At 53.5% G+C, this 11,971-nt stretch carries 6 protein-coding genes and 1 tRNA gene; 3 read left to right on the top strand and 4 right to left on the bottom strand.

Going from position 1 to position 11,971, the window contains the following annotated elements:
* Positions 1–56: 56 nt before the first annotated feature.
* Positions 57–998, bottom strand: a complete 942-nt coding sequence (gene yddG / locus ACQ4M4_RS09220; protein ID WP_430684198.1) for an aromatic amino acid exporter YddG — start codon at positions 996–998, stop codon at positions 57–59.
* A 195-nt stretch (positions 999–1,193) separates the two neighbouring features.
* Between yddG and ACQ4M4_RS09225 the strand changes: the two genes are divergently transcribed.
* Positions 1,194–1,985, top strand: a complete 792-nt coding sequence (locus ACQ4M4_RS09225; protein ID WP_430684199.1) for a hypothetical protein — start codon at positions 1,194–1,196, stop codon at positions 1,983–1,985.
* 256 nt (positions 1,986–2,241) lie between these two features.
* On the opposite strand, the gene ACQ4M4_RS09230 is transcribed toward ACQ4M4_RS09225, so the two are convergent.
* Both ACQ4M4_RS09230 and ACQ4M4_RS09235 read right to left on the bottom strand, forming a co-directional pair.
* Complete coding sequence (locus tag ACQ4M4_RS09230) at positions 2,242–3,969, bottom strand: ABC transporter ATP-binding protein (RefSeq protein WP_430684200.1); 1,728 nt, start codon at positions 3,967–3,969, stop codon at positions 2,242–2,244.
* Positions 3,970–4,428: 459 nt separating this feature from the next.
* Positions 4,429–4,500, bottom strand: a tRNA-Val gene (locus ACQ4M4_RS09235).
* 420 nt (positions 4,501–4,920) lie between these two features.
* On the opposite strand from ACQ4M4_RS09235, the gene glgB reads away from it, so the two are divergent.
* Positions 4,921–7,197 (top strand): 1,4-alpha-glucan branching enzyme, encoded by a 2,277-nt coding sequence (glgB, locus tag ACQ4M4_RS09240; RefSeq protein WP_430684201.1) that lies wholly within the window; start codon positions 4,921–4,923, stop codon positions 7,195–7,197.
* A 143-nt stretch (positions 7,198–7,340) separates the two neighbouring features.
* Here glgB and ACQ4M4_RS09245 read toward each other — a convergent pair whose 3' ends face one another.
* The gene (locus tag ACQ4M4_RS09245) at positions 7,341–7,925 is read right to left on the bottom strand and encodes a response regulator (protein ID WP_430684202.1); all 585 of its coding nucleotides are present in this window, start codon (positions 7,923–7,925) and stop codon (positions 7,341–7,343) included.
* A gap of 338 nt (positions 7,926–8,263) precedes the next feature.
* Between ACQ4M4_RS09245 and metH the strand changes: the two genes are divergently transcribed.
* Positions 8,264–11,884, top strand: coding sequence for a methionine synthase (gene metH, locus ACQ4M4_RS09250; protein WP_430684203.1), 3,621 nt, complete (start codon positions 8,264–8,266; stop codon positions 11,882–11,884).
* Positions 11,885–11,971: the final 87 nt, after the last annotated feature.

Genomic DNA, 11,971 nt, shown 5'->3' on the forward strand with positions numbered 1-11,971 from the left:
GGAAATGACAAAAGATCTGGCGATTTTGCGGTTGGGATTGAGGTATTGGGCGATCGCTACTTTGTTCGGGTGGAACTGGGTTGTGTGTAGGTTGCTAAGACGGCTCCACCAACGATGAGGCCACAGGAAATGGCCAAAATCCATGAAGGTTTTGCCAGCCCGAATAACACCAGCAGGGTGGTTGAAAGTAGAGGGGCTAGATAGGATAAGGCTCCTAGCATTTTGATGTTGCCGTGTTTGACACCGTAATCCCAGGTGAAAAAAGCGGCCCCGACGGGTCCAAGTCCCAGAGCCAGTACTGCATACCATTGATGACCAGTGGGCCAAATCGTGGTTTCAAACAGGAAATGGCATATCCATGCCAAAATGGCGGTGACGCCACAAAAGCCGCCCACCGCATCAACAGGGATTGAGCCGAACCGTCGGGATAGAACGGAGTAACTGGACCAGGTCAAGGCACACGCGATCGCAAATAGATAGCCCACACGGTACTCAGAATTGAGCGCGATCGCTTGACCGTTGGTCACAAGTAGACCTGCCCCAACAAAGCCAGCGACGGCTCCAGCCAGGTGCTGCCATCGCAGCGACTCTTCGGGGAGTAGGGCAGATAGGATGACAATCAGCAAGGGCCACAGGTAGGCAATGAGGCTGGCCTGAACGGCAGGAGCATTTTGCAGCGCAATAAAGTAGAAGCAATGGTAGCCAAACAATCCAAAAATACCGAGTGCCCATACTGGCTTGGGTAATGCTAAGTGCTGCAAGATGTTGCCGCCTTTGCGTATCCACAGAACCAGCCCAATCCCAAAGGCGATGGAGAAACACATCGCGGTTAGTTGAAAGGGGGGAATGTTCCCGCTGAGCTGAGTGAGAAGGGCTAGGGTGGCCCACATTAAAATTGCTGAAAAGCCTATCAGTGTTGGTTTGGTTTGTGACTGCTGGACTGCCATGACGGTGAAGGGTTTGCTAGTTTCAATGGCGATCGCGCTTGGCAATCTCACCAATCTACTTGTGTGAATCTTACAGCGGAGGGCGAATTGGAAGTGGTTTGGGCGATCGCTACGGTGGATGATGCGTGACACTTTAGACGTGTGACACTTGAAACGTGATATCCAAAAGTTGGCAAGGCGCTCTGAACTGGGTTTTCATCCTTAAGGTTGGGTCGTGTGCTTGAGTAAAGTTGGGAGTGGGAAAACATGCAGGGGAATGTGGCTCAGCCCGAACGGGTTCTACTACGGCGAGTGGTGGTTAAGGTGTCGCTGTGGGCGGCATGGGTTGGGTATGTGGGCTATTTGCTGTTGAGTGAGTTGCCACCGGGGCGATCGCTCCTGCATACGGAACCTGCTACATTGCGGGAAGCGTTGGATCTCAGTCTCAACTTTTGGTTTGTCATGCCGCTTTTGTTTTCGCAGTGGTCTCCTAGTTTGAATCCGGCGCTAGAGGGGTTGTTTAATTTGGTGGTGGCGTGGGGGCTGCTATTTTGGGGATTTGCGGTGGATGGTCGCGGGCAGCGGTTGCCAATTGTACCGTTTTTGGTGGGGACTGCTTTTCTCACGAATGTGTTTTATTTGCCATGGTTGGCCCTACGGCATCCCAATGGGGATGCGGTGTCGCTGCCGCTAAGTCGGCTAGAGCGGTTGGGCGAGGGGCGAGGGTTGCCGATCGCGCTGATGGGTGTGGCGATCGCCTCGTTTGTTTGGGCAGGCGTGGGGCGACCAGAGTTTGGCTCGCTGGCGCAGCGGTGGCAGTCGGTGGTGGAGCTGGTGGGGAGCGATCGCTTGGCCTATTCATTTGTGATGGACTTGTTGGTGTTTTGGGTGTTTCAGGCGGCGTTGGTTGGGGATGATATGGCGCGACGCGGCTGGAAAAATCAGGCAATGAAATGGGTGGTGCGGCTGGTGCCGTTTGTCGGTTTGGTGCTGTACTTGTACCAGCGGCCTTCCCTCATCGCGGTGGAGCAATTCGAGAAGAATTGCGATCAGCTTTGACCTCGATTCAGCATTTGGCCGAGGGACTTCCCCCCGGTCCCCCGCTTTTTGGGGGACTCACTCCCCCAACCCCCCGAAAGGGATCGATAGCTCGATGCCAATCCGCACTCCGGGTTAGGGCTGGGGCGAGTGGGTGCAGGGTCGCGGATTGGGGTTTCTGCTGGACTGTACAGCGCTTCGCGCTTCGCAAGGCAGGGCAAAAATCGCTTAACCCCTTGGTTTTTTGTAAGAAGTGCGTAAGTCCTGGCAGAGTTGGTTAGGACGCGAATTGCTGGGTGTAGAAGCGGGCGTAGCGGCCACCTTGTTCTAGAAGCTCGGTGTGGGTGCCGGATTCGGCGACGCGGCCTTGTTCTAAGACCAAAATGCGATCGGCGCGGCGGATGGTGGCGAGGCGGTGGGCGATGATGAAGACGGTACGGTCTTGCATAAGCCGCTCTAAAGCTTCTTGGACGAGGGCTTCAGATTCGGAGTCGAGGGCGGAGGTGGCTTCGTCCAAAATTAGGATGCGGGGATTGAGCAAGACGGCACGGGCGATCGCCACTCGTTGCCGTTGACCACCCGATAGGTTGATGCCGCGCTCCCCAACCCAGGTATGGTAGCCGTCGGGGAATTCGCTAATGAATTGGTGTGCATTGGCGATGCGGGCGGCTTCTTGGATGGCTGCCAAATCATAGCCAGGTTGACCAAATGCGATGTTTTGGGCGATGGTGCCTGAGAAGAGGATGCTCTCCTGCGGTACGATGCCGATTTGGCGGCGTAGGCTGCGGAGCGACACGTCCCGAATGTTGACGCCATCCACCAAAACTTCTCCTTCTTGCGGATCATAGAAGCGGGGCAAGAGATTAACGAGGGTGGTTTTGCCTGCGCCAGATGCGCCGACGAGGGCGATCGCCTCTCCGGGAAAGGCCAGCAGATTGAGCTGATTTAGCACAGGCTGTCCGGGAACGTAGCCAAAGCTGACGTTGCGGTACTCAACTTTGCCCGTCACGCGGGCTAAGGTTTGGGCGTTGGGCTTTTCAATCACTGCGGGTTGAATATCAAGCAATTCAAAAATGCGATCGACAGAGGCTTCACCCTGCTTAAATTCGTTGTAGTTTTCGGTGAGGTGGGCGATCGGGTCAATGAGCCATGCCACGGCGACGACAAAGCTACCAAAGGCTTCGCCTGTTAGATTGCCAGAGGCAATTTGCCAGCCACCTAGCAGCAGCAACAGCAAAATGCTGAGCGTTTGCAAAAAGCCCACAACGGGGTACTGTACGGCTCGAATCCATGCGGCGGCGTACTTGGCGCGGCGGTTGCGCTCGGCTTCGCGGCCAAAGCGCTCAATTTCGTAATCTTCTGCGGCAAAGGCCCGAATCAGGCGAATGCCGCTAAAGACTTCGGTGAGTAATGAGGACAGGTCGGAGACAAGATTTTGGCTTTTGCGCGAGGTGATCATGATGCGATCGCCAAACCAGCCAATCAGCACAGCCATGAGCGGAGTCACCACAATGCTGGCCAAGGTGAGCTGCCAGTTGAGGTAAATCATGTAGGCAAACACGACAATCAGCTGCAAGACACAGGGGACAAAGTCGTGGAATACCTTATTAATGACTTCGCCAATGCGATCGATATCCTCGGTGAGCCGATAGGTGAGATCGCCTGTTTGGGCTCGTTCAAAATAGCTGAGGCTAAGTTGCTGTAGGTGGGCATAGGTGCGCGTTCGGAGGTTGAGGGCGATCGCTAATGCGGCTTTTGCCATCAGCGAATCTTGGCCATACTGAGCAATTTTTTGAATTAAGAAAATGCCAGCAACAACTCCAGACAACGCAGCCAATGTGCGAATGTTGCCACCTACCAGTGCAGACAGCAGCTTGCCCGCCAGCCATGCTGTCAAGGGCCAAGCTGCTGTAAATACGGCTGTACAACTCAAGGCGATCGCAATCGTACGCCATTGCGATCGCAATAGAGGAATCAGCCGCCAGTAGTTCGAACGCTGTTTCAAAACCGTTGCCCAATCTCTCAAAATTCTTGTTCTGCTAGGCTATCAGCTTTTTGGGGTAATCTTGCATTCCAGAATTGCCTTCAGACCTGCAACTCTTAAGCACAACGGCACAAACGCGATAGCCACGGATTTTCTCCGCCGACCTGTTCAGTGCGATCGCCCGTTCAGCCGCTCACAACTCTTTTTGCCTATCAGGCTGCTTTCTTGATATCGGAATTGATGCTGGCTGTAACCCGATTCTGTTGGGAGGCAATGGCTGTATCAGCCATACTGATCCCGGCCCATTGAACTGCCAACGTTTATCTTGCAACCGAGCAAAATCTGCGTGGTAGAGCACTCAGGAGTGGAAGCATACTGCGATCGCATCTTCCGACCTCCCAGTTGCCCCAAAATGTCTGAACACCAATAAGGCTTTCGAGAACTACTCGAAAGCCTTATTGGTTGTTGATTCTAGAGTCATGGGCGATACTGGATTCGAACCAGTGACCCCTTCCGTGTGAAGGAAGTGCGCTACCACTGTGCTAATCGCCCGCGGCTATTAAACATATCATGCCCCCACCGAAAACAACAACCCCCAATTTAGACATCGCAATTTTTGCTTTACGGTGATGTGCCCAGGCTATAGGAAATTTGTGTGGCTCTGCGAAATCTGTGAGATGGTTTTCAACAGAGGAAACTGGAAACTGTCCCAGTTTTAATCCTTGAGCGTTTGAGACTTTTATCGTTATCTGATAGGGTTATCACATCAAATGTTCATATAACTTCATATTCGATTCGGAACGAATCGAATATTTCATTCGCTAATTTATCCATTTATAGAGTTGAACTTACTCAGTAAACGATCTCAAATTAGTGTAATAACGAGCGAGTTGCCGCGATCGCTCTAGATTCAACACTCGTGGCCCATCTCTCACATCCCCTATAAAAATCTAACGTTAGGTAGGTATCGCTATGTCTATGACGGTTGCTCCAGAACAGATCGATCGCATCGTCTGGAATCAACATCAGGATCCCTTTGAAGTGCTTGGTCCTCACCAAATTCATCAAGATGATCAAGCTCGTTGGGTGGTGCGAGCTTACCTGCCGAATGTGGATGCTGCGTGGGTACTCTTGCCAGAGCAGCGGCTGGAATTTTCCATGCAATCCTTCCACCATCCCAACTTTTTTGAATGCGTGCTGGATGTGCCAGAACTGAGCAACTACCAGCTGCGCGTCAAGGAAGGTGAGCATGAGCGAGTGATTCACGATCCCTACGCATTTCGCTCACCTCATCTCACCGACTTTGATATCCACCTGTTCGCTGAGGGCAACCACCACCGCATTTACGAAAAACTCGGCGCGCACCTCACCCATGTAGAGGGTGTATCGGGCGTGTACTTCGCCGTGTGGGCACCTAACGCCCGCAATGTGTCGGTGCTGGGCGATTTCAACTGGTGGGATGGCCGCAAACACCAAATGCGCCGCGTAGGAAATGGGGTGTGGGAATTGTTCATTCCCGGAGTGAAAGAGGGCGATCGCTACAAATACGAAATTAAAAACCCCGAAGGGCACATCTACGAAAAATCTGACCCCTACGGCTTCAAGCAAGAATCTCGTCCCAAAACCGCCTCTATCGTTGCCAACCTCGACCGCTACCACTGGAACGACCAAGACTGGATGGAGCATCGCCGCAATACCGATGCGCTTGACCATCCAATCTCCGTTTATGAAGTCCATCTAGGTTCCTGGCTGCACGCTTCGGCAACTGATCCCTATATTCGGCCCGATGGCACCGAGGAGCCCCCGGTAATCGTGGCTGAACTCAAGCCGGGTGCTCGCTTCCTCACCTATCGTGAACTTGCAGAACGTCTAATTCCCTATGTCAAGAATTTAGGCTTTACCCACATTGAGCTGCTGCCCATCGCTGAGCACCCCTTTGATGGCTCGTGGGGATATCAGGTCACGGGCTACTACGCGGCCACCTCACGCTATGGCTCACCCGAAGACTTTATGTACTTTGTGGATCAGTGCCATCAAAATGGCATTGGTGTCATTGTCGACTGGGTTCCCGGTCACTTTCCCAAAGATGGTCATGGACTGGCCTTTTTCGATGGCTCCCATCTCTACGAGTACGGCGACACACGCAAGGGTGAGCACAAAGAGTGGGGCACGCTCGTCTTTAACTACGGTCGCAACGAGGTGCGCAACTTTCTTGTAGCCAACGCCCTCTTCTGGTTCGACAAATACCATATTGATGGCATTCGGGTTGATGCGGTTGCCTCCATGCTTTACCTCGACTACTTCCGTAAGCCGGGTGAGTGGGTGGCCAACCAGTACGGCGGGCGTGAGCACATCGAAGCGGCTGATTTCCTCCGGCAGATGAATCACGTTATTTTTAGCTACTACCCCGGTGCGCTCAGCATTGCCGAAGAATCTACGTCTTGGCCAATGGTATCCTGGCCGACCTACGTAGGAGGCCTGGGGTTCAACCTAAAGTGGAACATGGGCTGGATGCACGACATGCTGGATTTCTTCCACATGGATCCGTGGTTCCGCCAGTTCCACCAAAACAACATCACCTTCAGCATCATGTACGCCTTCAGCGAAAACTTTATGCTGGCGTTCTCTCATGATGAAGTGGTGCATGGCAAGAGCCCCATGATTGGCAAGATGCCTGGGGACGAATGGCAAAAGTTTGCGAACCTGCGCTGCTTGCTCACCTATATGTTTGCCCATCCTGGTAAGAAAACCTTGTTTATGGGGACTGAGCTCGGTCAGTGGACAGAGTGGAATGTGTGGGGCGATTTGGAATGGCACTTGTTGCAGTACGAGCCTCACCAAAAGCTGCATCATTTTATGGCTAAGCTGAATGAGCTGTACCGCAGCCAACCGGCTCTGTACACTCAAGACTTTTCGAATGAGGGCTTTGAGTGGATTGATTGTAACGACAACCGCCATAGCGTTGTGTCGTTTATTCGCCGGGATAAGCTCACCGGAGAGGCAGTGGTGGTGGTGTGTAACTTCACACCGCAGCCTCATGCGCATTACCGCGTTGGGGTGCCGGAACGGGGCTTTTATCGCGAACTGTTTAACAGCGACTCGCGGGAGTATGGTGGCAGCAATATGGGCAACTTAGGCGGCAAATGGGCTGATGAGTGGTCATTCCACAATCGCCCCTATTCGATCGACCTCTGCTTGCCGCCACTAGCGGTTTTGGTTCTGAAGCTTGATCCAGAGAAGACGTCCTAATCTAACTTCCTACGCCCTTAGAACTAACGCAGTTGAATGATGTGTCGTGGGCCAGGCTCACAGCACATCATTCAAGCCGCTTAGGCTTTCTACGAACCGTGTAGAAACCGAATGGCTCAGCATATGTCAGCGCTGACCTCAAATTATTTGAGTTTTTGCCGTACGAAAGTGATGAGCTGGGCGAGCTGCTTTTTCAGGTGATCCACGTCTTGTTGCAGTTTGGCGTTTTGGAGCTGGAGTTGCTGGACGGTTTGCTGAAGCGTTTGTAGCTCGGTAGAACTGTCGGTTGCAGTGGAGGCTGGAGGTGGTGGAGGGGAAATGGCCTGGGTAATGGTGGGTGGGTACTTGCGATCGCGCGCTTTTGCGGTTGCAGACTTGATTGCCTGGAACAGGTGGCTTTGCTCGAACGGTTTGCCGACAAACTCAAAGTAGTCAAAGAGTTCGGGTACGGTTTTTTCCACATCTTCCTTTCGACCCGACATCATCACAATTGGAATAGTCTTCAGCCGAGGGTTGGACTGAATTTGCTGTACCACTTCCCACCCATTCATGCGCGGCATAAAAAAGTCGAGCAGCACCAAATTGGGTTGCTCTTTTTGGATTACGTCTAAACCTTCTACTCCATCCCGCGCTTCGAGCACCTCAAAGTTGCCTCTGGGCAACATGTCGCGCACCTGCATGCGAATGGTGGTGCTGTCATCCACAATCAAGATTTTTTGTGTTGGCATGGTGAACCCTGATGTTGCAAGCGTTGGGGGAAACTTGATGGTTATGGTGAAGGAGTAGGGGCGATCGCGCTAGCGCGAGTTGAAGGGGCCAGTCGTCATCATACAACTGATATCTGATGTTTTAGGATGCCCCAAAAGACGCGATCGCCGATCTTATCTGCACCGACTTTTCGCCGCAAACTGCCGCAGAACCCAGAAGAGGTTGATAATCTAGATCTACTGCTTTTTCTCGATAGGCCTTGAGCACAAGGCACAATGAGATTGCTAGGTGCAATCTCAACCATTTCTTTAAGATTGCTGAGTCCTCACTTAATTTTGTAAAACCCATTGCGCAGCCCATGACTAGTCTGTTTCTTCAGCGTCTCCACAGTCCCGATCGCCCGGTTATCGTGTTTGATGGTGCGATGGGCACCAACTTACAAGTGCAAAACTTGACGGCAGATGACTTTGGCGGCGCAGACTATGAAGGCTGCAATGAATATTTGGTGCTGACAAAGCCGGAAGCCGTGGCCAAGGTGCATCGTGACTTTTTGGCGGCTGGGGCCGATGTGATTGAAACCGATACCTTTGGCAGCACATCGATTGTGCTAGCGGAGTATGACTTGGGCGATCGCGCCTATGAGCTCAATGTTAAAGCGGCGCAATTGGCCAAGCAGTGCGCGGCCGAATTTTCCACCCCTGACAAGCCTCGATTTGTGGCCGGTTCCATTGGGCCAACCACCAAGCTGCCCACCCTGGGACATATCGACTACGACACCATGAAGGCTTCGTTTGAAGAGCAGGCCGAGGGGTTGTTTGATGGCGGGGTCGATCTGTTTATTGTGGAAACCTGCCAGGACGTGTTGCAGATCAAAGCAGCGCTCAATGCGATCGAAGCCGTATTTGAGAAAAAGGGCGATCGCCGTCCGCTCATGGTATCTGTGACGATGGAAATTCAGGGCACGATGCTAGTCGGCTCGGATGTTGCGGCGATGCTGGCTATTTTAGAGCCTTACCCCATCGATATCCTGGGGCTAAACTGCGCTACAGGCCCCGATCGCATGGCAGATCACATTCGCTATCTGTCGCAGAACTCGCCCTTTGTCATTTCCTGCATTCCCAACGCGGGTATTCCCGAAAATGTGGGTGGGCATGCTCACTACAAGCTCACACCCATGGAGCTACGGATGGCGCTGCTGCACTTTGTAGAAGACCTTGGGGTGCAGGTGATTGGCGGTTGCTGTGGAACTCGGCCAGAGCACATTCAGCAGTTGGCAGACCTCGCTCAGTCGCTGCATCCGAAAGATCGTGCCGTAAGGGAATGGGGAGTCGGGAATGGGGAGTCGGGGAATGGTCACCCTCGGGAGGCGTTGGCGTATACGCCTGCTGCTGCGTCGATTTACTCGGCTCAGCCCTACGACCAGGACAACTCGTTCCTGATTATCGGCGAGCGGTTGAATGCTAGTGGCTCCAAGAAAGTGCGAGAGCTGCTGAATGATGAAGATTGGGATGGTCTGGTGTCGGTGGCGCGATCGCAGGTGAAGGAAGGGGCGCATGTCCTGGATGTCAACGTGGACTATGTGGGCCGCGATGGTGAGCGCGATATGCACGAACTGGTGTCGCGCCTGGTCACCAACGTCAATTTGCCGCTGATGCTGGACTCCACCGAATGGCAAAAAATGGAAGCCGGACTCAAGGTGGCAGGTGGCAAGTGCATCCTCAACTCCACCAACTACGAAGATGGCGATGAGCGCTTCTTTAAGGTTCTGGAACTAGCTAAGCAGTATGGTGCAGCCATTGTCGTGGGCACCATCGACGAAGACGGTATGGCCCGAACCGCAGAACGCAAGTTTGCGATCGCCCAGCGTGCCTACCGCGATGCTGTGGAATACGGCATTCCTCCCTACGAAATTTTCTACGATCCTCTGGCGTTACCCATTTCCACCGGAATTGAAGAAGACCGTGCGAACGGCAAGGCAACGATCGAGTCCATTCGCATGATTCGGCAAAACCTGCCGGGAGTCCACATTCTGCTGGGCGTGTCCAATATTTCCTTCGGTCTGAGCCCAGCGGCGCGGATTACCCTCAACTCCATGTTTTTGCACGAGGCAATGCAAGCGGGGATGGATGGGGCGATCGTCAGTGCCGCCAAAATCTTGCCCATCGCCAAGATCGATCCCCAGCATCAGGAGGTGTGCCGCCAGCTCATCTACGACCAGCGCCGATTTGAGGGGGATGTTTGCGTCTACGATCCGCTCACGGAACTGACAACGCTATTTGAAGGCGTATCGGCAAAGGATGCACGGGCGTCTCGTAGCTCTTTGGCAGATCTGACGATTGAAGAGCGACTGAAGCGCCACATCATCGATGGTGAGCGCATTGGCCTGGACGATGCCCTGGCTGAAGCATTGCAGACTTATAAACCCCTCGACATTATCAACACTTTTTTGCTGGATGGCATGAAGGTGGTTGGTGAACTGTTCGGTTCCGGGCAAATGCAGCTTCCCTTTGTGCTGCAATCTGCCGAAACGATGAAGTCAGCGGTTGCCTACCTGGAGCCCTTTATGGAAAAATCCGAGTCGGGCAACAACGCCAAGGGCACGTTCATCATTGCGACGGTGAAGGGCGATGTGCACGACATCGGCAAAAACCTGGTGGACATCATCCTCACCAACAACGGCTACCGCGTCATTAACCTGGGCATTAAACAGCCGGTGGATAACATCATTGATGCCTACAACGAGCACAAGGCCGACTGCATTGCCATGAGTGGCCTGCTGGTGAAGTCCACCGCTTTTATGAAGGAGAACCTGGAGGTCTTCAACGAGCGGGGCATTACGGTTCCCGTCATTTTGGGCGGTGCTGCCCTTACGCCCAAGTTCGTGCATGAGGACTGCCAGAACACCTACAAGGGTCGGGTCATCTACGGTAAGGATGCCTTCGCAGACCTGCACTTTATGGACAAGCTGATGCCCGCCAAGACAGAGGGCAACTGGGATGACCTGAAAGGATTCTTGGATGAGGCCACAGATGAAACGATCGCTGTGAAAGCGGCAGCGACGGCAAAGTTAGAGGCTGATCAGGCTCAAGAATCGGGCCCGGTTGTAGAGGATACGCAGCGATCTGAGGTGGTGGCGCTCGATATTCCCCGCCCGACGCCGCCCTTCTGGGGCACGAAGATTCTCACGCCGGAAGACATTCCCTTGGAGGAGGTGTTTGGCTATCTGGACTTGCAGGCGCTGGTGGCGGGTCAGTGGCAGTTCCGCAAACCCAAAGAGCAAACCCGCGAGGAGTACGACGCGTTTCTGCAAGAGAAGGTGTATCCCATTCTGGAGCACTGGAAGCAGCGTGTAGTGAGCGAAAAGTTGCTGCATCCTACGGTGGTGTATGGCTATTTTCCCGCGTTGGCAGAAGGGAACTCGCTGCATGTGTACGATCCCAAGGTGGTGAGTGAGGCGACGAGTGCCATCCCTGAGCCGTTGAACACGTTCAAGTTTCCTCGGCAGCGATCGCAGCGTCGCCTGTGTATTGCGGACTTTTTCATTCCCAAAGCCGACTTTGCAGGCCAATACGATGTGTTCCCCATGCAGGCGGTGACGGTGGGTGAGGTGGCTACCGAGTTTTCGAAGCAGCTATTCGAAGCCAACCAGTATACCGACTACCTGTACTATCACGGGTTAGCCGTGCAAATGGCTGAGGCCGTAGCCGAGTGGAACCACGCTCGTATTCGCCATGAGTTGGGCTATGGGCACCTGGAACCCAACACAATTCGCGATGTGCTGCAACAGCGCTATCAGGGATCGCGCTATAGCTTTGGTTATCCAGCCTGCCCCAACATGGCGGATCAATATGCCCAGTTGGATTTGCTCGATGCCGCCCGTATTGGCATGGTGATGGATGAAAGTGAGCAACTCTATCCCGAACAATCCACAACGGCGATCGTGGCCTACCATCCCACGGCTAAGTACTTCAACACCTAGCGTGATCGCATTTCTGGTTGTGTTTCACAGTTGTGGATGTGTGTGGTAGAAGGGTGGTGGAGCTGCCCTTCTACCACACACATCCAC

This window comes from Leptolyngbya sp. AN02str, from assembly GCF_050565595.1.
Taxonomy (GTDB): domain Bacteria; phylum Cyanobacteriota; class Cyanobacteriia; order Elainellales; family Elainellaceae; genus Kaiparowitsia.